The following is a 26,317-nucleotide window of genomic DNA, read 5'->3' as shown; positions in this document are numbered from 1 at the left end:
ATCATATATGAACGATATGATCGACGACCCCAACATGGAGGCCCCTGACAATGGGGGCGAGGTAGCCGAACCGCTACGCCGCGCAATTGGTGAGCGCTATCTGACCTATGCGCTGTCCACCATCATGCACCGGGCACTGCCAGATGCGCGTGATGGTTTGAAACCGGTTCACAGGCGAATCCTCTATGCGATGAGGGAACTGCGACTCAGTGCAACCGGAGGTTTCCGGAAGTCCGCGAAGATCTCGGGCGATGTGATGGGTAACTACCATCCGCATGGTGACGCCGCGATTTACGACGCGATGGCGCGTCTGGCCCAGGATTTCAACGTGCGCTACCCGCTGGTCGACGGGCAGGGGAATTTCGGCAATATCGACGGCGATAACCCGGCGGCCTCGCGTTACACCGAAGCGCGGATGACCATCGTGGCCGAGGCGCTGCTGGAAGGTCTGAACGAAGACGCCGTTGATTTCCGCGACAATTATGATGGGACGCTGACTGAGCCGGTCGTACTGCCCGCTCAGTTCCCGAACCTGTTGGCGAATGGTGCCAGCGGTATTGCCGTGGGCATGGCGACGAATATCCCGCCGCATAATATCTCGGAACTCTGCGACGCTTGTCTGCATCTGATCAAAACGCCGGATGCGCGCGACGACACTCTGCTAAACTACGTGCCCGGCCCGGATTTCCCGACCGGCGGCGTGATCGTCGAGCCTCCCGAGAATATCGCGCAAGCCTATCGCACCGGGCGCGGGTCCTTCCGGCTGCGCTGTAAGTTCGAAGTCGAGGATCTGGGCCGCGGCCAGTGGCAGATCGTCGTCACCGAAATCCCCTATCAGGTTCAGAAGTCCAAGCTGATCGAGAAGATAGCGGAACTGATCCAGACCAAGAAAATCCCAATCCTCGCCGATGTACGGGACGAATCCGCCGATGATATCCGTCTGATCCTCGAGCCGCGTTCCAAGAACGTGGACCCCGAGGTGCTGATGGGCATGCTTTATCGCAACTCGGACCTTGAGGTGCGGTTCAGCTTGAACATGAACGTGCTGATCGACGGGGTGACGCCCAAGGTCTGCTCGATGAAGGAAGTGCTGCGCGCCTTCCTTGATCACCGACAAGAGGTCCTGATCCGTCGCTCGCGTCACCGAATGGCGAAGATCGACCACCGGCTTGAGGTGTTGGAGGGCTTTATCGTCGCCTTCCTGAACCTCGACCGTGTGATCGATATCATCCGTTACGACGACGATCCCAAAGCCGCGCTGATGCGCGAGGATTGGGGGATTGATCACGTCCGCGCCACAGATGAATCCGACTACATCACACCCAAACCGGGTGAGGGCGAGTTGTCCGAAGTTCAGGTCGACGCCATCCTCAACATGCGTCTGCGCAGTCTGCGTCGTCTCGAAGAGATGGAACTAGTCCGAGAGCGCGACGAGCTGATGCTGGAACGCGCCAACCTCGAAGACCTGCTGGCCGATCCCGCCCTGCAATGGGCTAAGATCGCTGAACAACTCAAAGAGACCAAGAAGACCTTCGGCAAAGACTACGAAGGCGGCGCGCGCCGGACGCGGTTCGCCGAAGCGGGGCAGGTCGAAGAAGTGCCGCTTGAAGCGATGATCGACCGCGAACCGATCACGGTGGTCTGTTCCCAGATGGGCTGGATCCGCGCCATGACCGGCCACATCGACCTCAAGCGCGAATTGAAGTTCAAAGATGGCGACGGCCCCCGGTTCATCTTCCATGCGGAAACCACGGATCGGTTACTGGTGTTCGCATCGAACGGGCGGTTCTATACGGTCAGCGCCGCGAACCTGCCCGGCGGGCGGGGCATGGGTGAGCCGCTCCGCCTGATGGTGGATCTGCCGAACGAGGCGCAGATCATCGACATCCTGATCCACAAGCCGGGGCGCAAGCTGCTGGTGGCCTCGGACGCGGGTAACGGGTTCATGGTGCCTGAAGATGACGTGCTGGCCCAGACCCGCAACGGGAAACAGGTGCTGAACGTCAAAGGGGACGAGACAGCGATGATTTGTAAACCGGTCGATGGCGATCACGTCGCAGTAGTCTCGCAGAATGGCAAGTTCCTCGTCTTCCCGACTGAAGAGCTGCCAGAGATGACCCGAGGCAAAGGCGTGCGTTTGCAGAAATACAATATGGCGCGCGGCCGGCAGGGCACGTTGGAGTTGGATGGCGGCCTGTCCGACATCACCACCTTTAACTGGGAAGAAGGGCTCAAGTGGTCCATGGGCGGCGACAAAACCCGACATGAATCGGACATGTCCCAATGGTTGGCCAAGCGCGCCAGCGTCGGGAAAAAGCCGCCATATGGCTTCCCGCGTGACTATAAATTCTCGTGATCTGACGTGGGTTTCGGTTGAAATCCGCCGATACGGCTTGGCACATGCCGTATCGGTGCGCTAGATCAAAGAAAAACAGGCCTATCGAGACGAGATCATGCTGCGCATTTTGACCCTGATTACTGGACTTGCACTGATGGGCGCCTGCACGCAGACGCAAGTGTATGAAGAACCCGAGTCGTTGGGGGAGTTCAAGCTGCGGGTAAACTACGCCTTCGCTGAGAAAGCCCGCCAAGGACCGGTCTCGCGCGATGCGACACCAAAAGAATGGGAAAACGCCATTCAGAACGCAGTTGATATCCGTCTCGGTCGTTATGAAGGCGCGCAGGAATACGACATCGGTATCAGCCTCGAAGGCTACATGCTGGCGCCTCCGGGCATTCCCGTCATCTACAATCCCAAAAGCACGGCGATTGTTCTGGTCAACGTCTATGACGTGAAGAAGAAAGAGTTTCTGGCCAAGGGCAAGCAGTTCCAAGTTTTGGAAGACACGACCGGAGAGAGCGCTCTGACAGGTTCGGGCAATACCCGCACCAAAGAAGAGCAGATGAGCGGCCTTGCCCTGAAAGTTGCCGACCGAGTCGAAGAGTGGTTGGCCGAGGAACACAAGGACAATGGTTGGTTTGACCGGCGTCCGGACCTGATCCAGCCGCTGGAAACGAGCGAGCTCACGCAAAATCCGGCGTGATCGGCGCATTTCCCTCAGGATGTGCTTGATTTTCCCCTTTGAACCAAATATCTCGCGCGCGCAGATGTAACCACGGGACCAAGGGTCCCCCAAATCGCAAAAGGGCGCCTGAGGAATGGCAAAGGAAAAGTTTGAGCGTACAAAACCGCACGTCAACATCGGCACGATTGGGCACGTTGACCATGGTAAGACGACGCTGACCGCAGCGATCACCAAGTATTTTGGTGACTTCAAAGCGTATGACCAGATTGACGGTGCGCCGGAAGAGAAAGCGCGCGGCATCACCATCTCGACCGCCCACGTGGAATACGAGACCGAGAACCGCCACTACGCGCACGTTGACTGCCCCGGCCACGCCGACTACGTCAAGAACATGATCACCGGTGCTGCTCAGATGGACGGCGCGATCCTGGTTGTGAACGCCGCTGACGGCCCGATGCCGCAGACCCGCGAGCACATCCTGCTGGGCCGCCAGGTTGGCATCCCGAAGATGGTCGTGTTCCTGAACAAAGTTGACCAGGTTGACGACGAAGAGCTGCTGGAACTGGTTGAGATGGAAGTTCGCGAACTGCTGTCCAGCTACGAATACCCCGGCGACGATATTCCGATCATCGCAGGTTCGGCTCTGGCCGCGATGGAAGGCAATAAGCCTGAGATCGGTGAAGAGAAAATCAAGGAACTGATGGCGGCTGTTGATGAGTACATCGACACCCCTGAGCGTGCTGTTGACCAGCCGTTCCTGATGCCGATCGAAGACGTGTTCTCGATCTCGGGTCGTGGTACCGTTGTGACCGGCCGTGTTGAGCGTGGCGTGATCAACGTTGGTGACGAGATTGAAATCGTCGGCATCCGCGACACTTCGAAAACCACCTGCACCGGCGTTGAAATGTTCCGCAAGCTGCTGGACCGCGGTGAAGCGGGCGACAACATCGGCGCGCTGCTGCGTGGTGTTGACCGTGACGGCGTTGAGCGTGGCCAGGTTCTGTGTAAGCCGGGTTCGGTTACACCGCACACCAAGTTCGAAGCCGAAGCCTACATCCTGACCAAGGAAGAAGGCGGTCGTCACACTCCGTTCTTCGCGAACTACCGTCCTCAGTTCTACTTCCGTACAACTGACGTGACCGGCACCGTGACCCTGGCGGAAGGCACCGAGATGGTCATGCCCGGCGACAACGTGTCGTTCGGCGTTGAGCTGATCGCGCCGATCGCGATGGAGCAGGGCCTGCGTTTCGCGATCCGCGAAGGCGGCCGCACCGTCGGCGCCGGCGTTGTGTCGAAAATCACTGAATAAGTCGCGCAAGCGAATGATCAGACGGAAAGGGCGTCCCTCGGGACGCCCTTTTTCGTTTGTTGCAGCTATGATCCCGATGTTTCTCAGGGCGTTGGAGATGTTGCCTTTTGGCCGCGACTTACTGCACTCGCGCACGAAAATATTGTTGAAATCAAAACCTTTTCTTACGGTCCTTGAAAACGTCTCGCGCCTGATGAACGGCTGAGCGTGAAGAGGGAAGGGGACGGCAATGAAGATATTCTGGGCACTTATCTTCATCTGTGTTCCGCAGTTTCTGCTCGCGCAATCCTTGTCTCCCACGCTCCAACCAACAGAGTCGCCAAAGCGAGATCTGATTGGGTTCGGTTGGATGTTCACGGATGATCTGATTGGTGATGATCACGACCGTTGGCAGACATCGTCTCTGAACCTGTCGTGGATTCTGGCGCGGGGCTGGAGCGGGGAACTGCCAGAAACCTTTGGGGACGTGATCGAGATTCGGGCGTACACGCAGATGATATCTCCCGAGGATCTGGTTACGCCAAACCCGCAGGACAGACAGTATGCTGGGATCCTGTCGCTTGGTGCGTATACGCATTTTCAAAGACGTAGTACGCAGTTCACTGTTGGCGCTGAATTGGTGGCCGTAGGGCCGCAAACGGGCGTGGACAGCCTGCAGACCGAATTTCACAAGCTGATCGGAAGCACGCCACCGTCGCGGGCGGTCCTGGATGAGCAGATTTCCAATGATTTTTATCCCACCGTAGTCGCGGAATTCGGGCGAGAGTGGGATTGGGGCCGAAACACGCGCGTCCGCCCGTTTGCCTCTGTGCGGGCCGGGGACGAAACTCTCGCCCGCGTCGGAATGGACGTGACTTTCGGACAGGTGGGGCGGTCAGAGCTACTGATCCGCGACAAGATCACTGGGCAGCGCTATCGCTCTATGCGGACGGGGCCAAAGGGTGTCAGCGGCGTGTTCGGGTTTGATGCAGCCTATGTAGCCGACAGCGCATATATCCCGAATTCCGGGGAGGTCAGCCTTAAGCACGAACGGTATCGTGCGCGCCTTGGTCTGAACTGGGAGGCCAAATACGGAACTCTGTTCTACGGCGCGACCTATCTAAGTGAAGAATTCAACCAACAACCTGAAGGGCAGGTTGTTGGATCATTGAGTTTCAAGATCTCGTTCTGACCTTTTGCGGCTGAGATACAGCGGTGGCCAGTAGCATTACTTCAATGCAGATTCCGCAGCGGACCGAACCGAAGCGATATTCGCACCATAGACCTCAGGCTTGTCGACAGACCCGCCCTTGAACACGGCCGATCCCGCGACCAGCACATCCGCGCCTGCTGCTGCGACCAGCGGGGCTGTGTTTGGGTCAACACCGCCGTCAATCTCGATATGCACCGGGCGGTCTCCGATCATCTCGCGGAGCTTGCGGACTTTGGTGGTCATGTCGATGAACTTTTGGCCTCCGAAGCCCGGGTTCACTGTCATGACGCAGACCAGATCGGTGAGGTCCAGCAGATGTTCGACCGCCTCGGCAGGGGTGCCAGGGTTCAAGGCAACACCGGCCTTCATGCCCGCGGCGCGGATGGCTTGCAGGGTGCGATGTGTATGCGGGCCTGCCTCGACATGGGCGGTCAGAATGTCGGCACCCGCATCGGCATAGGCTTGGATATAAGGATCGACCGGCGTGATCATCAGATGCACATCCATCACCGTTTTCACATGCGGGCGGAACGCTTTGACCGCCGGAGGGCCGAAGGTCAGGTTTGGCACGAAATGGCCATCCATGACATCGACATGGACCCAATCGGCACCCTGCGCCTCGATGGCCTGAATTTCGGCTCCGAAATTGGCGAAATCGGCGGACAGGATCGACGGAGCGATCTTGATGGAACGGTCAAAGCTCATAGCGGGCCTCATGCAGGAAACTGGGTTGCGGGCGCGTATAGCGGGGAATGAGCCTGAAGGGTAGGCCCTATGGTAACGGCTGCGGTGTTTACAAAACTTTCACTGAACCGACACATATCCGTTGAGTGCAATCCGTAGCTACCCGCCAACATGAATTGGGGGTGGCACGTGCTGCACATCAAAAAACTGACCAAACGCTTCGGTGAGAATGTGGCGGTGGATACCGCAACGCTGGACGTGGACAAGCCCTGCATGATCGGCATCATCGGTCGCTCGGGCGCGGGTAAATCGACGCTGTTGCGCATGATCAACCGGCTGACGGATGCCAGCGATGGCGAGATCCTGTTCCAAGGCCGTGACGTGACTCAGTTGAAGGGTCGTGAAAAGCGCGCCTGGCAGGCCGATTGTGCGATGATCTTCCAGCAGTTCAACCTCGTGCCGCGTCTGGATGTGGTGTCGAATGTGCTCCACGGAACGTTGAACCGCCACTCGACCCTGGCCACGATGTTCAACCTGTTTCCGATGGAAGAGGTCCACCGTGCCATCGACATTCTGGATCGTCTGGGCATCGCGGAACATGCGCCCAAGCGGGCCGAGGCGCTTTCGGGTGGTCAGCAGCAGCGTGTGGCTATTGCCCGCGCCCTGATGCAGGACCCCAAGATCATTCTGGCGGATGAACCGATTGCCTCGCTGGACCCGATGAACGCTCAGGTGGTGATGCAGACCCTGCGCCGCATCCACGAAGAAGACGGCCGCACTGTCATCGCCAACCTGCACACGCTGGATACTGCGCGGCGCTATTGCGACCGCGTGGTGGGCATGCGCGACGGACGTATCGTCTTTGACGGTCTGCCCGAGCAGCTGACCACTGGTGTCGCCCGCGAGATCTACGGCGCCGATGCCAGCTTCTCGGAGGAGGCGACCTCGACCGAGATCGAAACGCTCGACGCCACACAAAAGGCCCTGATGGAAGCTGAAGCGACCGTCTGAGCCACCCCAACCCCTTTCATCGCCCGGCCCGATGAGAGGCCGGGAACATCAAACTGGAGAGAGACAGATGAAAAAACTAGTTGCTGCCCTTGTTGCGACCACTGCCATGGCCGCGCCTGCAATGGCTCAGGAGATTTCCGAGCTGCGTATCGGCATTCTGGGCGGTGAGAACGCTCAGGACCGTCTGAACAACAACGAATGCCTGCGCGTCTACACCGAAGAGGCTCTGGGCGTTCCGGCCAAGCTGTTTGCCCCCGCCGACTATAACGGTGTGATCCAGGGTCTGCTGGGCGGCACCATCGACGTAGCCTGGCTGGGCGCGTCGGGTTACGCGAAAACCTACCTGTCCGATCCGGAAGCGGTTGAGCCGGTTCTGGTCAAGGTCAACACCGATGGTGGCTACGGCTATCACTCGATCGGGTTTGCGCGCAAAGACAGCGGCATCACCTCGCTTGAAGACATGAAGGGCAAGACCTTTGGCTTCGGCGATCCGAACTCGACCTCGGGCTACCTGATCCCGTCGATTGAAATCCCTGCCGCAACGGGCGCGACCATGGATTCGGGCGACTATTTCGGTGAAGTGAAGTTCACCGGCGGTCATGAGCAGACCATCGTTGCCGTGAACAACGGCGACGTTGATGGCGGTGTGACCTGGGCCGACGGTCTGGGTGAGTGGGAAGACGGCTATCAGTCGGGTGCCCTGCGCCGTGCCGTTGATGCCGGTCTGATCGACATGAACGATCTGGTACAGATCTGGAAATCCGAGCCGATCCCGGAAGGTCCGGTTGTTGTCCGCAAGGCCCTGCCTGCCGACGTCAAAGCCAAAGTGACCGAGCTGTGGGACACCCTGTCGGAAAAGGACCGCGATTGCTTCTACGGTGTGGCTGCGGGCGAAGCCAAGAGCTTTGATCCGATCACCCATGACGCCTACGAAATCATCATCGAAGCGCGCAAGCTGAAGTCCAACTAAGCCTGTCTCTTCTATTCGCGGGGTCCGGTTAAATGCCGGACCCCGTTTTCCACTCAGGAGCATTCCATGACAGACCTTTCGGCAGGGTCCTATAGCGTCGATCAGATCCGCGACGACTATACCGCGATGACGCGGCGCAAACGGGTCTATGGTGGTATCCTCCTGATCCTGTTCGTTGCCTTGATGGCAGCAGGCTTCCGCACAGCTGATGAGCGGAATGCGGGCAGTTTCTCAGATGGCTGGCATCGGATTCTGGACTACCCGTCCGAGGTTCTGTCCGAGGCGTGGGAAAAGATCGCTGAGATGCCAGCCAATCTGGTCGAATTCTTCCCGGCCCTGATCGAGACGATCAACATTGCCGCCGCCTCGACCTTGATTGGGACGATCGCGGGTACGTTTCTGGCCCTGATGGCGACGCGGGGCATGGCGCTTTGGCCCTCATTGATCCCGCTGTTCCGCCGGATCTCGGATATCTGCCGCGCGATACCGGAAATCGTGATTGCTCTGGTTTTGATCTTCATTCTGGGTGGCGGACCGGTTCCGGCTATGATCGCCATTGCCATCCACACTGCAGGCGCTTTGGGCAAGCTGTTTTCTGAGGTGAATGAAAACGCCTCTCTCAAACCTGTTGAAGGTTTGCAGTCCGTCGGGGCCAACTGGTCACAGCGCATGTATCTGGGCGTGATTCCTCAGGTTGGCCCGAACTATGTCAGCTACGCTCTGCTGCGGTTCGAAATCAACATCCGCGCCTCGGCCATCCTTGGCTTTGTCGGTGCCGGTGGTCTGGGATATGAATTGCGCAACGCCATGTCCTGGGGGCAGGGCCGCTACGATGAGGCCGCGGCCATCTTCATCCTTCTCTTCGTTACTATTGTGGTCGTTGATCAGATCTCTGGCTATCTGCGCGACCGTCTGACCCACGGGTCGGAAAAAGGAGCCTCGGCATGAGTACCTTCGCCACCGATCTGTCGATTGACGACCTGAAGGCCGAAGCGAACCGCCTGTTCAGCCGCAAACGCATCGTGAATTTCGGGCTGCCGGGGCTGGTTGCCCTCTACCTGATCTATGTGTTCTTCGCATTTGACGTGCCGGGTCTGACCGAGCGGGCCAATTGGGAAAACGGCAAAACGCTGGTGGCGGACAGCTACAGCTACAAGACCCATATCGAACGCGCTAACCGCACTGGCGAGGTCTCCGCCGCGATCGAGGGTGAGCGGAAGGGGAGCTATCCTGACGGCACCGCGCCCGATTGGGTCGCGCTGGGTGAGACCACGGTGATTGATCTGGAAGACGGCCATGTGGTGCGTTTCGGCCCCGAGACCGTCGAATATGACATCCCCGGCTATGGCACCGTGCGCGCAACCCCCAGCCGGTCGGCCGGTGTGCAGGCCGAACTGCCTGCCGGAGAAGTTCCGGACTGGATCAATGTTTCCAAGAACCGTCTGGCCATCAAAACCGATGCAGGCCGCCTGACCGTCACCCGCAACCGGTCCGAGGTGTTTCGCTACTTCACCGGGTGGGAGTTGTTCTGGTTCACTCTCGACAGCCCCTATTACGGCAAGTCCTTACCCGAACTTGTGAGCCTCGCTGCATCTGGTGAGGCAGGCGCGATCCTGAATGACTTCTGGACCAACAAGATGTGGCGGCACCAGGACGTGGCTTGGGCGATCTTCGAGACGATCCTGATGGCGTTCCTCGGCACGCTGGGCGCGGGTATGATTGCACTGCCGCTGGCCTTCCTCGCGACGCGGAACTTCAACCCTCTGCGCTCGGTCCGCTTTGCAACGCGGCGCGTGTTTGATTTTGTTCGTGGTGTGGATGCGTTGATCTGGACCGTGGTTCTGGCGCGTGCTTTTGGCCCGGGACCGCTGACAGGGGCGCTGGCCATTCTGGTGACCGACACCGGAACCTTCGGCAAGATCTTCTCCGAGGCGCTGGAGAATGTCGACAACAAGCAGATCGAAGGGGTTCAGTCGACCGGGGCCAATGCGCCGCAGCGCTACCGCTTTGGGGTGATCCCGCAGATCACTCCGGTTCTGCTCAGCCAGCTTCTTTATTTCCTCGAATCCAACACCCGCAGCGCGACAGTGATTGGCGCGATCACCGGCGGCGGGATTGGTCTGTTGCTGACGCAGGCGATCATCACGCAGAAAGACTGGGAAGAGGTCGCCTATTACATCGTTCTCATTATTCTGATGGTGATGCTGATGGATTGGTTCTCGGGCTGGTTGCGCAAGCGTCTGATTCAAGGCGAGACCAGTAAAAAGCGCAAGCCGCGCGGCGCGGCCAAGCTGCAGTCCTGAGCGTATGGGGAATACGATGACGCGCCTGCGCTCTGACCAGCCTTTCATTCACCCGGACTGCCAGATCTCGGGCAGCAGTTTTGGAGCCTATGTCGAGATCGGTGCCGGGACGCGGGTCGCCAATTCGCGGTTCGGGGACTTCTCCTATTGCGACCGAATCTGTGATATTGCCAATGCTGAGATCGGCAAATTTGCCAATATCGCCAGCTTTACCCGGATCGGCGCGACGGACCACCCGATGGAGAGAGCTTCCTTGCATCATTTTCTATATCGCTCAGCGGACTATTGGGAGGATGCCGAGGACGATGCAGAGTGGTTTGCGCATCGCGCTGGGCGACAGGCGTCAATTGGCCATGACACGTGGATCGGTCACGCGGCGATCATCAAGCCCGAGGTGACGATTGGGCACGGGGCGGTTGTGGCGTCCGGTGCGATCGTCACCAAGGATGTTGCCCCCTACACGATCGTTGCCGGGGTGACCGCGCAACCGATCCGACGGCGCTTTTCCGAGCAGGTGTCAGAGAGGCTACTGGCCCTAGCCTGGTGGGATTGGAGCCACGACAGATTGCGCGACGTGCTGCCGGATTTCCGCGCGTTGCACATTGAGGCGTTTCTGGAGAAATACGCCTAACCCTCCCGCGCCCGCACGTGCATCGGCTACGCCGATACCCATTGGCGGCCTTGGGCCCAGGGGGGGGGGGGGGGGGGGGGGGGGGAGAAAAAAAAAAAAAAAACAAAAAAAAAAAAAAAAAAAAAAGGAGAAAAACCAAAACCAAACCCCCGTCCTCCCCCCCCCCCCCCCCCCCCCCCCCCCCCCCCCCCCCCCCCCCCCCCCCCCCCCCCCCCCCCCCCCCCCCCCCCCCCCCCCCCCCCCCCCCGACCCCCAACAGGATGAGGCCTCCGACAGGAGGCTGAAGACGGGCGGGAGCACCCCCGGATCAGGTCTCGTGCAGCGTCAGGGTTACGCGCTCACCGGCGAAAACGGTTTTTCCATACTCGACCGGTTGCCCATCTGCGGCCGCATTGATCCCAAGCGAATGCAGGATCGGCGCGCCTTCAATAAGGTTCAGGTGCAGCGCCTGTGTCGCCGTTGCCGCGCGGGCCGTCAGCCGTGTGGACGTTCGTACAAAATCCTCAATTCCGCAAAGCTGAAGCGCCTTGGTGACGGATTGGGTTTCGGTCAGGTGGGTGAGAATGTCGGGTAGTCTGAGCGCCGGAAAGACGCTTTGAAACAGCGCAATGGGCTGACCATCCGCCAAAGACAAGCCGTCATAGACGTGAACCGGATCGCCGGGCTGCAAAGCAAGTGCTTCGGCTTCGGTCTCATCCGCGGCGCGCGTGGTCAGAGACAGGATGCGCTTGCCCGGTATCTTGCCGCTGGCGGAAATGCTCTTGTGATATCGGACTCGTTTGCCAATCGGGTAATCCGTTGGTCGTGCGGTGACAAAGACGCCAGCCCCGCGCCGAGGCTGAACCAGCCCTTGCTCTGCCAGCTCGGCCAGTGCGCGCCTGACGGTGTGCCGATTGACGCCGTGGGTGGCCGCGAGTTGCGCCTCGGTCGGCAGCCGGTCGCCGGTGCCAAAGCGCCCCTCGGCGATATCCGAGGTCAGGCTGAGTGCGATGCTTTTCCAGATCGGTGTTTTGCTCATGTCATCAAAACTTCACGGACTCATGGATTGCCTGGCAGGCAGATGCAGGTTAATATTTGTCTAGTTGTATAGTTCGAATAGACAACCGCGACAAGGGCTTTCGATGACAGAACAGATGAAAAGCAACGGGATCACGCGTCAGGAGTGGATGGGCCTGCTGGCCCGCGCGCCCGAGGATGCGATGATGCTGCTTTGGGACAGGGTGGCGGATCGTCCATCGTTCAAATGGCTGCGCAGCCCCGAGATTGGCGGTGTGATGGTGCGCGGTCGTGCAGGCGCCATTGGCGCGCCGTTCAATCTGGGTGAAATGACGGTCACGCGCTGTTCACTGGCTTTGGAGGATGGCATCGTGGGCCATGGTTATGTCCAGGGCCGCTCCAAGCCCAAGGCCGAGGCCGCCGCGCTGATCGATGCGCTGATGCAGACCGAGGCCGCGGATCGTCTGACCGAACTGGTGATCACGCCGCTCAAGACCCAGATGCAGGACAACCGCAAGGCGCGGGCGGCAAAAGCGGCGGCCACCAAGGTCGAGTTCTTTACGCTGGTCCGGGGAGAGGACTGATGAACGCACAAACGCACTTCTCAGGTGGATTTCAGGACGCCCCGCGCGATGCCGCGCACGCGTTTCGCGCCGCGATGACCGTGATGGCGCGCCCGGGTGAGATCAGAACGCTGGTCGGGGCGGAACCTCCGGCACCGCTATCGGTCGCGGCAGGTGCTCTGCTGCTGACACTTTGTGACGCGGATACGGGCGTTTATCTGGCGGGCGCGGCAGATACGCGGGACATGCGTCAATGGCTCAGGTTTCATACAGGTGCGCCAATCGTCGAGGCGCCGAAAGCGGATTTCGCTGTAGGCCGCTGGTCTGACCTGATGCCTCTGAGCGACTACAGGATCGGCACGTCCGAATATCCCGACCGCTCGGCCACTTTGATTGTTGAGAGCGAAGCGCTTGCGCCGAACGGCGCGGTTCTAAGCGGACCAGGGATCAAGACCACGGCACGTCTGTCGCTACCGGATATCGCAGCGCTGCAGGGCAACGCGATGCTCTATCCGTTGGGCTGTGACTTCTTCTTCACCTGCGCGGATCAGGTCGCAGCCTTGCCGCGCAGCACGCAGATCAAGGCCGAGGGATAACCGATGTATGTAGCCGTCAAAGGTGGTGAAAAGGCCATCGAAAACGCCCATGCCTGGCTAGCTGAGGAGCGTCGGGGCGATACCGACATCGCCGATCTGAGCATCGCGCAAATCCGCGAACAGCTAAGTCTTGCCGTCAATCGGGTCATGGCCGAGGGGTCTCTGTACGACCCGGACCTCGCCGCGCTGGCGATCAAGCAGGCACGCGGGGATCTGATTGAGGCGATCTTTCTGATCCGCGCCTATCGCACTACGCTGCCCCGTTATGGCTATTCTAACCCGGTCAAGACGGGGGATATGGCCTGTGACCGTCGCGTCTCAGCCACGTTTAAGGACGCGCCGGGAGGGCAGGTGCTGGGGCCGACCTTCGACTACACCCACCGCCTGCTGGATTTCAAACTGGCCGCGGATGGTGAAATTGCCCCCGCGCCCGAAGGCGACGGCCGGCAAGAACCGACACCGCATATCACCAGCTTTCTCAAAGGTGAGGGTGTTATTCAAGACGAGCCGCTCAGCGAAGATGCACCGGGCGACCTTACACGGGAGCCGATGGAGTTTCCGTCGAACCGGCCTCTGCGTTTGCAGGCGCTGACCCGCGGGGATGAGGGGTTCGTTCTGGGCATGGCATACTCAACCCAGCGCGGCTACGCCCGTAACCACGCTTTTGTGGGTGAATTGCGGATCGGTAAAGTGGCGGTCGAGATGGACATCCCCGAGCTAGGTTTCGCCATTGAGATCGGTGAGGTCGAGCTGACCGAATGTGAAACTGTCAACCAGTTCCAAGGCTCCAAGACCGAACCGCCTCAGTTCACCCGTGGCTATGGTCTGGTCTTTGGGCAGTCCGAGCGCAAAGCGATCTCGATGGCTCTGGTCGACCGGGCATTGCGTTGGAAAGAACTGGGTGAAGACAACCTGGGGGCCCCCGCGCAGGATGAGGAATTCGTCCTCAGCCATGCGGACAACATTCAGGCCACCGGGTTCCTCGAACACATCAAGCTGCCGCATTACGTGGATTTCCAATCGGAACTGGAACTCGTGCGCAAGCTGCGCCGCGAGGCGGAAGAACGCATAGCACCCAAGGAGGCTGCAGAATGAAAGCGGTGGTTTTTGATATCGGTGGCGTCCTTGTCGATTGGCAGCCGCATCTGGCCTGGGTCGAGGCGCTGGGGTCGGAAGACGCCGCCCATGCCTTCATCAAAAGGACAGATTTTCTGGTGCGCAACGCAAGGGGCGACAATGGAGAGCGCTTCGCCGATATGGCGCAGGAGCTTTCGGACCCGCGCGATCAGGAGCTGTTTGCGGCTTATGTGGACCTCTACGCCCGCACGGTCGAGACACCGATCCACGGCACATGGGACGTTCTGGATCGTCTGAAGACGCAAGGCACGCCGGTCCACGCCATCACCAACTGGTCGGCGGAAACCTGGCCCGAGGGGCTGAAGGTGCAACCACGGTTGGGTGAGGTCTTTGGCACGCTGGTCGTGTCGGGGCAGGAGGGTGTGATGAAGCCTGATGCCCGGATTTTCGAGATCCTGTGCGAACGTTCCGGCCACGCGCCCGAAGACTGCGTGTTCATCGACGACGGCCTGCACAATGTCAAAGGTGCACAGGCAGTGGGAATGGACGCCATTCACTTCACTTCGCCACAGGCTTTGGATGCCGCGTTGACTGAAAGAGGTTTGCTATGACGGAGTACAACTTCGCCTATCTGGATGAGCAGACCAAGCGGATGATCCGCCGGGCGATCCTCAAAGGGTTGGCGGTTCCGGGGTATCAGGTGCCCTTTGCCAGCCGCGAGATGCCGATGCCCTATGGCTGGGGCACCGGCGGTGTTCAGGTCTCAGCGGCGACGCTGACGCCTGACGATACGTTCAAGGTGATTGATCAGGGCGCGGATGACACGACCAACGCTGTGTCGATCCGCAAGTTCTTTGAAAACACGGCCGGTGTTGCGACCACGGAAGAGACCCAGAAGGCCACCGTCATCCAGACCCGCCACCGCATCCCCGAGGCAAAGCTGACCGAGGATCAGATCCTCGTCTACCAGGTCCCGATCCCTGAGCCTCTGCGTTTTCTCGAACCACGCGAGACAGAAACGCGAAAGATGCACAGCCTTGAGGAATACGGGCTGATGCATGTGAAGCTTTACGAAGATATCAGCCAACACGGTGCGATTTCGACCTCATATGCGTACCCGGTCAAAGTGTCGGATCGCTATGTGATGGACCCGTCGCCGATTCCGAAATTCGACAACCCGAAGCTGGAGATGGACGCGATCCAACTATTCGGCGCGGGGCGCGAACAGCGGATCTACGCGGTGCCACCCCATACCAAGGTCGTCAGCCTCGATTTTGAGGACTACCCGTTTGAGGCCTCCAAAGCTGATCACCCCTGCGACCTGTGCGGGGCCGAGGACAGCTATCTGGACGAAGTCATCATGGATGACGCGGGCAATCGGATGTTCGCCTGCTCGGACACGGATTATTGCCGGTCGCGCCGTGAGGCGGGCCACCAAGGCCCTATGACCAGAGAGGACGCGGCATGACTCCGCTGTTGCAAGTAAAGGACATCGAAAAAAGCTACGGTGCCCGGATCGGATGTACGGATGTCAGTTTTGATCTCTATCCCGGTGAGGTGATGGGGATCGTCGGTGAAAGCGGGTCGGGCAAGTCGACGTTGCTGAATTGCCTGGCGGGTCATCTTGAACCCGATGCAGGGCAGGTGATCTTTGACACCCGTGCAGACGGTCCTGTCGATACGGTCACCATGTCCGAGCCCGAGCGGCGGATGCTCAGCCGCACGGACTGGGCCTTTGTCCATCAACACGCCCGTGATGGGCTGCGCATGTCGGTCAGTGCGGGCGGCAATATTGGCGAGCGTCTGATGGCCGTCGGCGATCGTCACTATGGCGACATCCGTGACAAGGCGATCGACTGGCTGGGCCGGGTCGAGATCAGCGAGGCTCGGGTCGATGATCGCCCCACTGCGTTCTCGGGCGGGATGCAGCAGCGCCTGCAGATCGCGCGCAATCTGGTGACTGGGCCTCGGCTGGTGTTCATGGATGAACCGACCGGAGGGCTGGACGTCTCCGTTCAGGCACGTTTGCTGGACCTGTTGCGCAGTTTGGTGCGTGAAATGGGGCTGAGCGCGATCATCGTCACCCACGATCTGGCCGTTGTGCGCCTGTTGGCCGACCGGCTGATGGTGATGAAAGACGGTCATGTCGTCGAAACCGGCCTGACCGATCAGGTGCTGGACGATCCGCAACATGCATATACGCAGCTGCTTGTGTCCAGCGTTCTGCAGGTTTGAGTATTTGAGAAAAGATGAAGCGATGATTGAGCTAACAGACGTCAGCAAGAGCTTTACCCTGCACAATCAGGGCAGCGCGGTCATTCCGGTGATGGAGGGTGCCTCGCTGAAGGTTGGCCCCGGTGAATGCGTTGCCCTGACCGGTGCCTCGGGCGCGGGCAAATCCACCTTGATGCGGGTGATTTATGGGAACTACCTCGCGGCCTCTGGAACGGTGCTGGTCGGCGGGTTGGACGTGGCCAAGGCGCAACCGCGCGAGATTCTGGCGCTGCGGCGTGAGACGCTGGGCTACGTCAGCCAGTTCCTGCGGGTTGTCCCTCGGGTCCCTACGCTTGAGGTCGTGGCCGAGCCGCTTTTGGCGCTGGGCTCTGACCGGCACGCCGCTTTGGACAAGGCGGCGGGGTTGCTGGCGCGGTTGAACATTCCCGAACGGCTCTGGGCGCTCAGCCCGACCACGTTTTCTGGCGGTGAGCAGCAGCGCGTGAACATCGCGCGCGGTTTTGCGCATGACTACCCGGCGATGCTACTGGACGAGCCGACGGCCAGCCTGGACGCGCAGAACCGGGAAACGGTTTTGTCGCTGATCGAAGAGGCCAAGGCCCGCGGTGCCGCAATTGTCGGGATTTTCCACGACGTCGAGGCGCGTGAGCGTGTGTGCGACCGCTCAGTGAATGTCTCGGAATTCACGCCCGGACAGGCGGCATGAGCCTTGCGCCCGTCATAGCGGTTGTTGGCCCGTCAGGTGTGGGCAAGGACAGCGTCATGGCTGCACTGGAGGCCCGCGCGTCGGGAGTTCAGCGCCTGCGTCGCGTGATCACGCGGCCCGAGGGGGAAGAGGGCGAGGATTTCGACCGGGTCTCGGTCGAAATGTTTGAGCAGATGGTGCTGGATGGTGCCTTCTCGATGCACTGGCAGGCACATGGGCTGCATTACGGTGTGCCGGTGCAGATCGCGGAACAGCGCACTAAGTGTCAGGCTGTTCTGGTCAATTTCTCCCGTGCGGTTCTGTTGCAAGCGCAGGTGGTGTTCGGGGACCTTATCGTGATTTCCTTGACCGCCGATGCGCAGGTTCTGGAACAACGCCTTGCAGCGCGCGGCCGCGAGACCACCGAAGAACAAGCCAAGCGCCTTGGTCGTGCCAAAGCGCCGCTGCCCGAAGGGTTGCGCCGGGTGATCGAGATCGACAACTCGGGCGTGCTTGACGATACGGTCAGCGCGATCCTTGCGCTGCTTCAGCCGGAAAGGGCGTAGCGATGGATCAGGTGAAAACGTCCATCCTCGGCCTCACCCATCAGGGCCAGATCGTCGATCCGGAAGGGTGTGGGCAGTTTTGGGGCCAGATGCGCGTCCAAAGCCGCTTCAACCTCTGCCAGTACGGGTTTCGCCAGTTTGCCGCTCAGCGTGATGTGGAAGCGGAAGGCCTCCAACACGTAAGGATAGCCCCATTGCACCAGATTGACGTCCTGCGCCGGGGTCAGGTTTGCCGCGCGGCGGCGGGCCAGTTCGGCCTCGGACGCAGGCGCGCGGAACGCGTCAAGCTCTTGCACACAGGCCGCGGCGAGGGCGTTCAGGGCATGGGTCTCTCCGACCGGGCGCAGGGCCAGAAACCGGCCCAGCCGCGCGATCTCAAGCCCGTCCAGCGAGACCGGCGCATGGCGCGCGGCCAGCGTGGCGCAGGCCTCGTAGAGCGCCTCTACCGTCTGCCCATCGCGCAGCCGGAACGGAGGTTTCATCGTCGCGTGCAACCCGTATTTGCGCGGTACTTCGGTGACCGAGGCAACGTCGATCCCATCCACGGCGGGATGCGCCACCGGGCCCCCGGTCTCCATGTCCCAGCCCAACCAGCTGGTTGCAAATTGCGTCCACTCTGCATCGGCAGGGGGGGCATAGTAGATCGCGTATCGCGTGAATGTCACATTGGCCTCCTATTGCGTGGCCCGTTCAATAGCTCAAACTGTGTGAAGTTCAGATGACAGAAGAAATGATCCTTGCCAATGCCACGCTCGTTCTTCCGGACGAAACCGTAACGGGGAGTGTTCGGCTCGTAGGAGAGAGCATTGCGGACATCGACACAGGCGCTTCGGTTCCTGCGGGTGCGGTTGATTGTGAAGGCGACTATATCAGCCCGGGTCTGGTCGAGCTGCACACGGACAACCTTGAGCGTCACATTCAGCCACGCCCCAAGGTCGACTGGCCCCACTCCGCCGCGATCCTCGCACATGATGCCGAGCTGGCAAGCACCGGGATCACAACCGTGTTTGACGCAATGCGGATCGGGTCCATCCCCTCAGGCTCGGCCCGGTATCTGAAGTACGCGCGCGGGTTGTCGCAGGAACTCTGGGACCTGCGCGAACAAGATGCGCTGAAGATCAGCCACTTTCTGCATCTCAGAGCCGAGGTGTGTTCCGAAACTCTGGTCGAGGAGTTGGACGAGTTCGGCCCCGAGGACCGTGTTGGTCTTGTCTCGATCATGGATCACACACCGGGTCAGAGGCAGTTTCGCGATCTCTCGAAGCTTGAGGCCTATATGAAGGGCAAATACGCCATGGACGATGATACGTTCATGCAACACGTGGCCCATCTGAAAGGGCTGCGTGACCGGAATGGCGAAAAGCATGAGGTTGAGACCGTTAAGGCTGCCAACCGCTTTGGCGCAGTTTTGGCCAGCCACGATGATACGACGGAAGAGCAGGTCCAGGTGTCCGCAGGTCACGGCATTCGTCTGGCTGAGTTCCCGACAACGGTCGAAGCTGCCCAAGCCTGCCACACGCACGAGATCAAGGTGATGATGGGCGCGCCGAACATCATCCGGGGCGGGTCGCATTCGGGCAATGTCGCGGCGCAGGAGTTGGCCGAGCTGGGCCATCTGGACATCATCTCGTCCGACTACGTGCCCTCGGCGCTGTTGCTGTCGTCCGTGCGGCTGGGGCAGATGTGGGGCGACATGGCGCGTGGGCTGCGGACCGTGACCCAAACCCCGGCACAGGCCGTGGGGCTCGAGGACAGGGGCGTGTTGCGCACCGGCGCCCGCGCGGATCTGATCCGGTTTCGCATGCGGGCAGGTGTTCCCGCCCTGAATGCGGTCTGGTCGCGTGGGCGGCGCGTCGCCTGATCAGGCCACGTAGAACAGGTAGCGGTCCGGAGCGATGGTTTCAGGCCCCTCGATCTGATCGAACCCGACCAACGGCTGGCCAGAGATCAGCAACCCACCGGGCTGCATCACCTGCGCGATCAGTGGGCTGAGGCGCGCCGCCTCGGCCACGTCATCCGCCTTGATCCCTCGGCCGAAATCGTAGTGCGCCATCGCCATCTTGTGCCCTGCGCTGGCAAGCTTTTGCAGCATAGGTTCGGCCTCGCCCTGCAGGAAATCCTGTTCTGGAGGAGTGCTGTCGGGGTGGCATTGCAGAACGCGATCCATCACCCAGATGCGGCGCTCGGGCAGGATTTCACGCAGGTGGTCATAGGTGCGCCCATTGCCGAGCCCCATATCCAGCACATCGCCTTTCTGATCAGCGATCTTCGCAGCGGCCCAGTTCAGCCCGTCGCGTTGCGCGGTCAGGCGCCGCAGCATGGAATCCAGTCGGCTCATTCGGGGTCTCCGTTTCCGTGTCTGGGGGCGGTCCAGAGGGTCGCCGGCCCGTCTAGTAGGTGTTTCAGCAAGGCTTCGGTGAAGGCCCAGATGTCTTGATCATGGACCAGATGATGGGTCAATACGCCGAGCGGTTCGCTGTTGTCAGAGCACCCCTCCCGCCGATCCCGCAGCAGCGCAGTGGCTTTCTGTATCAGCGCGACAGGATCCACCAAGCTCCGGCTGCCGCGCCAGTCGATCGGGTCGATATGGGTGTTCACCTGCTCCAACCCCGGCGCGGCCTGCGCCGATGTCCGAGGGGTCGCAGTCGAGAGGATTTCATACCCGAGATTGGGCAGACGCGCGGCAATCTCGGGCGCGATACGGTTCCACGGGGGAACGAACATGGGACGCAAACTATCCGGAAACAGAGACCGCAGGCGCGTCATACCGGCCTCGGCGTCCTGCAAGATCGTCTCAATGGGACGGTGCAGCCGGAATTCGGATTTCTTTTCTTCTGGCGGAGCGTGGTTTTCATGCGCCCAGCCGTGGACAATCGGTATCAGGTTCGGCCGTTGCGCCATGTAAGTCGCCAGTTCGTTCTTAGTATGACGCGGGATAATCGCCAGGTGAACCGAAATCCCAAGCCGTTCGGACAAAGCGGAGAGTTGGTCCAGCTGAGGGGTCGGAGCAATCGCATCGTCGTCCCGCCACCACAGCAGAAAAGACAGCCCTTGGTCGCGCCAAATGGCCAGTTCTTCGTCCAATATGCGCCAATCTGCCATCATCAGCGCGCGTCCCAGAGCCTCTGAGCGATCTCAACGCTGCGCTGCGCTCCGTCGAAACCAAAGCCCTGTGTCGAACGGGGCGCGTCAGAAATGACCCGCTCTAGGGCTTCGGAGAGGCGGGTCGCGTCAAGGTCTTTGCTGGGAAGAACCTCCATCGCAGAAAGCGCAGACAGGCTTTGCCCGCGCAGGCTTTGTTCCACTTCATTGCCATCATCAAAGGGCACCATCACCGCTGGAGTACCTGATTGCAGCAGGTCCATCGCGGTGTTGTAGCCGCACATGCTCACCGATGCCGCAGCATGAGGGAGCATTTGCCGAAAATCCGGGCGCACGGGTTCGATGACAACGGGTGCGTCTTCGGCCAACTGGGACAGTTCAGAAATGCGCGCCTTGGCATCACGCCCGCCCACCAACAGGCGCCAGCGCCTGTTAGGCATCCTTCGGGCGGCCACGATGGCCGCGCGAAAGATCGGCTGCCCCACCGATCCGCCACCCGCGCTGACCAGAATCTCTCCCTCACCGACACCGTCCGGATGGGGCTGCGGTGCAACCGGCGCGACAAAGCCGGTATAGTGCAAATACCCGGCCAGCCGGTCTGAGACGGGCCAGCTGACAGTCAGCGGTGTGATACGCTCATCCGCGTGAACCAAAACACCGTCATAAAACGCGTCAATAATCTCATCGGCCCGTTCGGCTTTGGAGGGTTTGGACGGCGGTGCCAGAATATCGCGGATTGAGCTGAGGATGACGGGGCTGTGCGGCAGTGCCCGCGTGGCGGTCAGTGCAGCCTCGAACTCACCGGTCAATACGCGGCGGCCAAAGGGGAAAAGCTCGGTGATCAGCACGTCCGGCTGGAACGCGCGGACGGCCTCAACCAACGCCACGGTCCGCGCGTTGCGATAGGTTTCATCAGCCTCTTCGCCGTCCTCCCCCAACAGCCGCGTAAAGTTGGTCCCATCCGAGCGCAGCGGCGGCAGGCCAAACAGCGTCAGGCCCGTGCTGTCGAGTTGCGGCGCAGGCATGCCACCAGACACCACCATCACCTTATGGCCGGCACCCACAAAAGCACGCCCCAGCGTCAAGGCTCGGCTTAGGTGCCCGGTTCCCAACAGGTGGGTGACGACAAGCATCACTTTCATGTCGTGGCCTCGCGCTTGATCAGGCGGACCGGCTCCGCTTCGGGCGTCATCGTTTTCATGTCGATGACGTAGAGCCTGTTGCGCTTGATTTTGAAAGGGGCGGGGCCTTCAAAATCCCATCCCCAGGCGCGCGCCAGAATGACCCGCATGATGCCGATGTGACATACGGCCAGGGCGTCTTGCCGGAGTTCCGCCAGCCAAGGCGCGAGACGATCTGCAACCTCAGCCGGGCTTTCGCCATTTGGCGGGCGATAGTCCCAACCCCAATCCTCGATATGCCGGTAGCCGCTGGATGGGTCTGCAATCAGGTCTACACCGCGCAGCCCCTCCCAATCGCCCCAATTCATCTCGGTCAGCGCATCGCTGGTCATCGGCGCACGGCCCGAGACGATCTGCGCCGTCTCACGCGCGCGCTGCAACGGGCTGGCCCAGATCTGTGCCTGCTCCCAAGGGGCGGGCAGGGCGTAACCGGACAGTTCAACCCGCGCTTCGGGGTCCAGCGCGATGTCGCTACTCCCCTGAATGCGTCCGGTACGGTTCCAAGGTGTATGACCGTGTCGCAGCAAAGCCAGTCTGGTCATACGGAAACCTCCAGCATTGGGCGGACGGTCTGCCAGAACCGTCGCGTCGCGCTCGGCATCAGGTGGCGGTTGGCGACGTATTGGCGAGCCTCACGCCCCAAGCGTCGCCGCTCTTCGCAGTTCTGCAAGAGGAACTGCATGCGTCGGGCCAAGCCTTGCGCCCCTTGATCGACCCTCGGGTAGTCCGAGGACGAAAGCACGTCGCGTACGCCGGGGCGGTCTTGCGCGACGACCGGCAGGCCTACGGCCTGAGCCTCAAGATAGATCATGCCGTAGGCCTCGTTGACGCCGGGCCAGACCAGAAACCCCGAACTCTGATAGAGGTGGCTCAGGCTCTCTTGGTCCAGTTGGCCAAGGAACGTGACCTTTTCGCCGAACGGGGCCATGAGTGCTTCAACTTCGCCTCGCGCAGGGCCATCGCCTGCAATCTGCAACTGCCAATCGCCAGTGAGATATGTCAGAGCTTTGGCCAGCAGCTGGTATGAGGCCAGCTTGTCCCCGTGCCGCATCATACCGACGGCCAGCATCGGACCTTCGGCAGCGGCCTGAGGCGGCAAATCCGTGATCGGCAGAAACGGTGGCAACTCGACCAGAGCTTGGGTGCCAAAGCGGTCGCGCTCCAACGTGATCAGGTCATTTGCGGTGTGGTAGAAAATCACCTTGGCCGCGTCGCAGGCCTCATGAGCGGATTGCGCGAATCCGGCCCAAGGGCCTTTCAGGCGGCTGCTGGCCCGTGTGCTTTCCATTTGAACGTAAGGAATCCGCCGCGCCGCGCAGACCTGCGGGCCAATCAAATCCGGGGCTTTGTAATAGTTGTGGTAGGTCACCCAAAGCGACGTGTCTTGCGGCAATTCGGCGATCAGGCGTTGAGCCTCGACCTCGGCCGCTGCGCGCAAGGCGTGCTGTTTGGCGGTATCTCCGTTCTTTTCGTAGATCCGCAGCTCTGAGATAAGGTCGACGTGATCCCCTTCGGCGGCAATGGCGGTGATCAGGTTGCGCGCCATCTCGCGGTCGCCCGAAGGGGTCGGGCTGTGTGGGGATTTCATGGGGGCGTAGAACGCCACGCGTGTCATCAGACCGTTTCCAAGCACAAAGCGTTCAGCCGATCCGAAAGCCGCGCGATGCCGGGGTCCATCCGGAATTCAGCCAGCAAACGGTCATAGGCGGCCCGCGCCATTTTGGCAGTGGCTTCGGGATCGCTCGCCAGCGCCAGCATCGCGTCGGCCAGCGCCCTTGGATCGTCATCCGACAGGATGCCTTGAGTGCCCGAGGTGATGAACTCTGGAATCGCGGACACTGGCGTCGATAGGATCGGCAGGAGTTGCGATGCAGCCTCCATCAACACATTGGGCAACCCATCGCGATCACCATCCTCGGCAATGCGGCTGGGGAGGACGAAGAGGTCGGCAGCGCGCATGGCCTCAATCACTTCGGGCTGATCGCAAGCGCCTTTCCAACTGATCCGGTCTGCGATGCCGGCTGCCGTGGCGCGGTCGCGTAGCACGTCCCCCAAAGCGCCGCCGCCGATATGGGTCCAGTGCCAGTCCAGCGTCTCTGGCAGCAAGGCCAAGGCATCAATCAGACGGTCAAAGCCCTTTTTCTCGACCAGCCGTCCAACTGAGATCATGTGAAATGGCCCGTCCGCTGCTCGTAGTTTCCGGTCCGGCGGGCTTGGGAAACGTGCAAGGTCCAACCCGTGGTAAATCAAGTCAACGCGTGCGGGGTCATCGGCCAGATCCCGCAGATGGGCGGCCCCTATAGCGGTGCAGGTGGCCCCAAAGGCGGCCCCATGGGTCGCCGCTTGCAGCTTTTCGCGCTTTTCCCATTCGGGAGAGGTCCAGATATCCTTTGCGTGGGCCGAAAAGCTCCACGGTACACCACGCATGATGGCGGCATAGCGCGCCACGGATGAGGGCGTGTGCATGAAATGGGCATAGAGCGCCTGCGTCGCGTCTGGCAGCTCAGCCGCCAAAACGCAGGCCTGCCCGAAGCGGCGAATGCGGTTGTGGGTCGGGTCGCGGCGCAGGTCCTGCCGCCAAACGCGGTAGGCCTCGGCATAGCCCGGCAGACGTTGGGCGATGGCCCGTGCGGCCCAGACGCGCTGTGGTTCCTGATAGAGGTATTCAGGCAGATAGTGCACCTGCCCCTTGAACCGGTCATGCAGGGGGTGGCGTTTGGTGTCGGTCGGGTGGCGCAAGGACCAGATGTCGAACTGATGCCCGGCCTCCTGCAAGGCGACCAGTTCCTGTGCAATAAACGTCTCGGACAGGCGCGGCCATCCTTTGACCAGCACCGCGAGTTTCGGGTTTTGGGATGTCATCCGGTCGCTCGTTCCTGTTCCCGGTGCAGCAGCGCATCGACGCGGCCCGTTACATAGTCCAGCCCGTCCAGCAAGCCGTCGCTGATCGCCTGCGAGGGCAGGGGCTGTCGCGGCAATTCGCGGATGGCGCGGATCATCGCGTCGGTCGTCAAGCCGTCGCGCTGTTCGTCCAGCATCCGGACAAGGCCAAGGTTTTCAGCGCGCGAGGCGCGTATCCATTGTTCCAACCGAGGCGTTGTGCGCGGCACGATGACGGCGCGTTTGTCGAAGGACAGCACCTCGCAGAATGTGTTATAGCCGCCCATGCAGACAACGCCCGCAGCCCCGGCAAAAAGCGTTTCGATCTGGGATTCGAACCCGACCGCCGTCACGCGCCCGTTCAGCGCGGCCACGCGGGTTTCAAAATCATCACGCGACTCACCAGACAGGAAGGGCCCGTAGACCAGCACCGCGCGGGGCGACAGGGTCGGGTCCTGTTCGTAGGCCGAGAGGACCAGGTTGACCATCGCCTTACCATCGCCGCCGCCACCGGGCGTGATCAGGATATAGGGTTGTTCCGGGGGCTCTCCGACCGGGCCGAGGTCGCGGCGCAGATAGCCGGTCCAGTGTAGGCGTGACCGGGCCGCGGCGCTGAGCGGCAGACCCTCGGTCGGGTCGTAGATCGAATGCAACCCATAGACCCAGATTTCATGATAGAACCGCTCGGTAGCAGCGATCGCGTCCTTGCGATCCCATTCGGCGGCCAGAACCTCGGGCTCGTCCAGAACATCGCGCAGGCCCAAAACCAGCTTGGTGTCGCAGGACTGTTCGAGGAATTCCAGCGTTGGCAGCAGCTCGCCGCGAAAGCCCGTGGGTTCCTTGTCGACGATCAGGACGTCGGGGTCGAATTGCTGAACGGCTGTCTTGATCAGGCTCGAGCGCAGCTCGGTCACCTCATCAATGCCCATGCCAATCGTGCGGGCCGCGTAAGATCCGTCCGAACGTTTGGTTACCCCCGGCAAGCGCACATGGTCGACGCGGCGGGGAAAGGTGAAACGCCCGGCCACAGGCGATCCGGTCAGGATCAGCGCGGATGCGCTTGAGTCGGCTTCGGTCATCGCCGCAGCCAGCGCGCGCGAACGGCGCAAGTGGCCCAACCCAAAGGTATCGTGGCTGTAGAATAGCAGGCGCGGCGCGCGGTCCGGATTGTCTTGTTTTTTGCCTAGGCTCATAGGGTCGCCCGTCTTATTGGTCTGGGTATTACACCCGCGCGTATGCAAGCGATACCGTATATCCTTATGCTGCGCTTGCCAAAGGGGAAATCGCCCGCCTGCAAATGTGCCAAACAT

Annotated in this window: 28 protein-coding genes; 18 read left to right on the top strand and 10 right to left on the bottom strand. The window is 60.8% G+C overall.

Annotated elements, in window-relative coordinates; translation table 11 throughout:
* Positions 1–7 precede the first annotated feature (7 nt).
* The 4 genes from parC to ACXAH8_RS12400 all read left to right on the top strand — a co-directional run bounded on the left by parC (position 8) and on the right by ACXAH8_RS12400 (position 5,506).
* A complete protein-coding gene (parC, locus tag ACXAH8_RS12415; RefSeq protein ID WP_475218835.1) occupies positions 8–2,356 on the top strand; it encodes a DNA topoisomerase IV subunit A in 2,349 nt (782 codons plus the stop codon).
* 97 nt (positions 2,357–2,453) lie between these two features.
* Entirely contained in the window at positions 2,454–3,044 is a 591-nt protein-coding gene (locus ACXAH8_RS12410; RefSeq protein ID WP_170380416.1) for a hypothetical protein, read from the top strand.
* Between the two features lie 115 nt (positions 3,045–3,159).
* Positions 3,160–4,335 (top strand): elongation factor Tu, encoded by a 1,176-nt coding sequence (gene tuf, locus ACXAH8_RS12405; RefSeq protein WP_170381019.1) that lies wholly within the window; start codon positions 3,160–3,162, stop codon positions 4,333–4,335.
* Positions 4,336–4,564: 229 nt separating this feature from the next.
* Positions 4,565–5,506 carry a lipid A-modifier LpxR family protein gene (locus ACXAH8_RS12400; RefSeq protein WP_170719620.1) on the top strand — a complete coding sequence of 314 codons (942 nt, stop codon included), beginning with the start codon at positions 4,565–4,567 and terminating at the stop codon, positions 5,504–5,506.
* Positions 5,507–5,542: 36 nt separating this feature from the next.
* On the opposite strand, the gene rpe is transcribed toward ACXAH8_RS12400, so the two are convergent.
* Positions 5,543–6,232, bottom strand: a complete 690-nt coding sequence (gene rpe / locus ACXAH8_RS12395) for a ribulose-phosphate 3-epimerase (protein WP_170665982.1) — start codon at positions 6,230–6,232, stop codon at positions 5,543–5,545.
* Positions 6,233–6,400: 168 nt separating this feature from the next.
* Here rpe and phnC point away from each other — a divergent pair, with 168 nt between their 5' ends.
* From phnC to ACXAH8_RS12370, 5 genes are all read left to right on the top strand, one after another.
* Complete coding sequence (gene phnC / locus ACXAH8_RS12390) at positions 6,401–7,222, top strand: phosphonate ABC transporter ATP-binding protein (RefSeq protein ID WP_475218830.1); 822 nt, start codon at positions 6,401–6,403, stop codon at positions 7,220–7,222.
* Positions 7,223–7,289: 67 nt separating this feature from the next.
* On the top strand, positions 7,290–8,192 hold the full coding sequence (gene phnD / locus ACXAH8_RS12385) for a phosphonate ABC transporter substrate-binding protein (protein WP_170527473.1): 903 nt from the start codon (positions 7,290–7,292) through the stop codon (positions 8,190–8,192).
* Between the two features lie 66 nt (positions 8,193–8,258).
* Positions 8,259–9,140: a phosphonate ABC transporter, permease protein PhnE gene (gene phnE, locus ACXAH8_RS12380; RefSeq protein WP_475218827.1), complete on the top strand. Its 882-nt coding sequence runs from the start codon at positions 8,259–8,261 to the stop codon at positions 9,138–9,140.
* On the top strand, positions 9,137–10,495 hold the full coding sequence (phnE, locus tag ACXAH8_RS12375; RefSeq protein WP_475218825.1) for a phosphonate ABC transporter, permease protein PhnE: 1,359 nt from the start codon (positions 9,137–9,139) through the stop codon (positions 10,493–10,495). Before phnE (ACXAH8_RS12380) ends, phnE (ACXAH8_RS12375) begins: the two co-directional genes overlap by 4 nt.
* A 16-nt stretch (positions 10,496–10,511) precedes the next feature.
* On the top strand, positions 10,512–11,126 hold the full coding sequence (locus tag ACXAH8_RS12370; protein ID WP_475218824.1) for an LbetaH domain-containing protein: 615 nt from the start codon (positions 10,512–10,514) through the stop codon (positions 11,124–11,126).
* A 307-nt stretch (positions 11,127–11,433) separates the two neighbouring features.
* Here the strand turns inward: ACXAH8_RS12370 and phnF are convergent, their stop codons facing one another.
* Entirely contained in the window at positions 11,434–12,144 is a 711-nt protein-coding gene (gene phnF, locus ACXAH8_RS12365) for a phosphonate metabolism transcriptional regulator PhnF (protein WP_475218822.1), read from the bottom strand.
* 103 nt (positions 12,145–12,247) lie between these two features.
* On the opposite strand from phnF, the gene phnG reads away from it, so the two are divergent.
* The 8 genes from phnG to phnN are packed head-to-tail and all read left to right on the top strand — an operon-like array spanning position 12,248 to position 17,844.
* Positions 12,248–12,706 carry a phosphonate C-P lyase system protein PhnG gene (gene phnG, locus ACXAH8_RS12360; RefSeq protein WP_475218820.1) on the top strand — a complete coding sequence of 153 codons (459 nt, stop codon included), beginning with the start codon at positions 12,248–12,250 and terminating at the stop codon, positions 12,704–12,706.
* Positions 12,706–13,281, top strand: coding sequence for a phosphonate C-P lyase system protein PhnH (gene phnH, locus ACXAH8_RS12355; protein ID WP_475218818.1), 576 nt, complete (start codon positions 12,706–12,708; stop codon positions 13,279–13,281). The genes phnG and phnH overlap by 1 nt, the downstream gene beginning before the upstream one ends.
* 3 nt (positions 13,282–13,284) lie before the next feature.
* Entirely contained in the window at positions 13,285–14,376 is a 1,092-nt protein-coding gene (locus ACXAH8_RS12350) for a carbon-phosphorus lyase complex subunit (protein ID WP_475218816.1), read from the top strand.
* Positions 14,373–14,969 (top strand): HAD family hydrolase, encoded by a 597-nt coding sequence (locus ACXAH8_RS12345; protein ID WP_475218814.1) that lies wholly within the window; start codon positions 14,373–14,375, stop codon positions 14,967–14,969. The genes ACXAH8_RS12350 and ACXAH8_RS12345 overlap by 4 nt, the downstream gene beginning before the upstream one ends.
* Positions 14,966–15,826, top strand: coding sequence for an alpha-D-ribose 1-methylphosphonate 5-phosphate C-P-lyase PhnJ (locus tag ACXAH8_RS12340; RefSeq protein WP_475218811.1), 861 nt, complete (start codon positions 14,966–14,968; stop codon positions 15,824–15,826). The genes ACXAH8_RS12345 and ACXAH8_RS12340 overlap by 4 nt, the downstream gene beginning before the upstream one ends.
* On the top strand, positions 15,823–16,593 hold the full coding sequence (gene phnK, locus ACXAH8_RS12335) for a phosphonate C-P lyase system protein PhnK (RefSeq protein ID WP_475218809.1): 771 nt from the start codon (positions 15,823–15,825) through the stop codon (positions 16,591–16,593). The genes ACXAH8_RS12340 and phnK overlap by 4 nt, the downstream gene beginning before the upstream one ends.
* A gap of 22 nt (positions 16,594–16,615) precedes the next feature.
* Positions 16,616–17,299, top strand: a complete 684-nt coding sequence (gene phnL, locus ACXAH8_RS12330) for a phosphonate C-P lyase system protein PhnL (protein WP_475218807.1) — start codon at positions 16,616–16,618, stop codon at positions 17,297–17,299.
* Positions 17,296–17,844, top strand: a complete 549-nt coding sequence (gene phnN, locus ACXAH8_RS12325) for a phosphonate metabolism protein/1,5-bisphosphokinase (PRPP-forming) PhnN (RefSeq protein WP_475218805.1) — start codon at positions 17,296–17,298, stop codon at positions 17,842–17,844. Before phnL ends, phnN begins: the two co-directional genes overlap by 4 nt.
* Here the strand turns inward: phnN and ACXAH8_RS12320 are convergent.
* Entirely contained in the window at positions 17,826–18,509 is a 684-nt protein-coding gene (locus ACXAH8_RS12320; RefSeq protein ID WP_475218803.1) for a DUF1045 domain-containing protein, read from the bottom strand. The genes phnN and ACXAH8_RS12320 overlap by 19 nt on opposite strands.
* A 53-nt stretch (positions 18,510–18,562) precedes the next feature.
* On the opposite strand from ACXAH8_RS12320, the gene ACXAH8_RS12315 reads away from it, so the two are divergent.
* Positions 18,563–19,705, top strand: a complete 1,143-nt coding sequence (locus ACXAH8_RS12315; RefSeq protein ID WP_475218801.1) for an alpha-D-ribose 1-methylphosphonate 5-triphosphate diphosphatase — start codon at positions 18,563–18,565, stop codon at positions 19,703–19,705.
* Here the strand turns inward: ACXAH8_RS12315 and ACXAH8_RS12310 are convergent, their stop codons facing one another.
* From ACXAH8_RS12310 to ACXAH8_RS12280, 7 genes are read right to left on the bottom strand one after another with little or no spacing between them, the layout of a single operon-like run.
* Positions 19,706–20,182, bottom strand: coding sequence for a class I SAM-dependent methyltransferase (locus tag ACXAH8_RS12310; protein WP_475218799.1), 477 nt, complete (start codon positions 20,180–20,182; stop codon positions 19,706–19,708).
* Positions 20,179–20,949 (bottom strand): polysaccharide deacetylase family protein, encoded by a 771-nt coding sequence (locus tag ACXAH8_RS12305; protein ID WP_475218797.1) that lies wholly within the window; start codon positions 20,947–20,949, stop codon positions 20,179–20,181. The genes ACXAH8_RS12310 and ACXAH8_RS12305 overlap by 4 nt, the downstream gene beginning before the upstream one ends.
* On the bottom strand, positions 20,949–22,088 hold the full coding sequence (locus ACXAH8_RS12300) for a glycosyltransferase family protein (protein ID WP_475218795.1): 1,140 nt from the start codon (positions 22,086–22,088) through the stop codon (positions 20,949–20,951). Before ACXAH8_RS12300 ends, ACXAH8_RS12305 begins: the two co-directional genes overlap by 1 nt.
* Positions 22,085–22,669, bottom strand: a complete 585-nt coding sequence (locus ACXAH8_RS12295; RefSeq protein ID WP_475218793.1) for a histidine phosphatase family protein — start codon at positions 22,667–22,669, stop codon at positions 22,085–22,087. The genes ACXAH8_RS12300 and ACXAH8_RS12295 overlap by 4 nt, the downstream gene beginning before the upstream one ends.
* Complete coding sequence (locus ACXAH8_RS12290) at positions 22,666–23,742, bottom strand: glycosyltransferase family 4 protein (protein WP_475218791.1); 1,077 nt, start codon at positions 23,740–23,742, stop codon at positions 22,666–22,668. Before ACXAH8_RS12290 ends, ACXAH8_RS12295 begins: the two co-directional genes overlap by 4 nt.
* Positions 23,742–24,989 carry a glycosyltransferase gene (locus ACXAH8_RS12285; RefSeq protein ID WP_475218789.1) on the bottom strand — a complete coding sequence of 416 codons (1,248 nt, stop codon included), beginning with the start codon at positions 24,987–24,989 and terminating at the stop codon, positions 23,742–23,744. Before ACXAH8_RS12285 ends, ACXAH8_RS12290 begins: the two co-directional genes overlap by 1 nt.
* A complete protein-coding gene (locus tag ACXAH8_RS12280) occupies positions 24,986–26,200 on the bottom strand; it encodes a glycosyltransferase family protein (protein ID WP_475218787.1) in 1,215 nt (404 codons plus the stop codon). Before ACXAH8_RS12280 ends, ACXAH8_RS12285 begins: the two co-directional genes overlap by 4 nt.
* Positions 26,201–26,317: the final 117 nt, after the last annotated feature.

This window comes from Ruegeria sp. ABV3_008 (assembly GCF_056161185.1).
The sequence above is the reverse complement of the archived record's forward strand: the minus strand, read 5'-3'. Positions and strand labels throughout refer to the sequence as shown.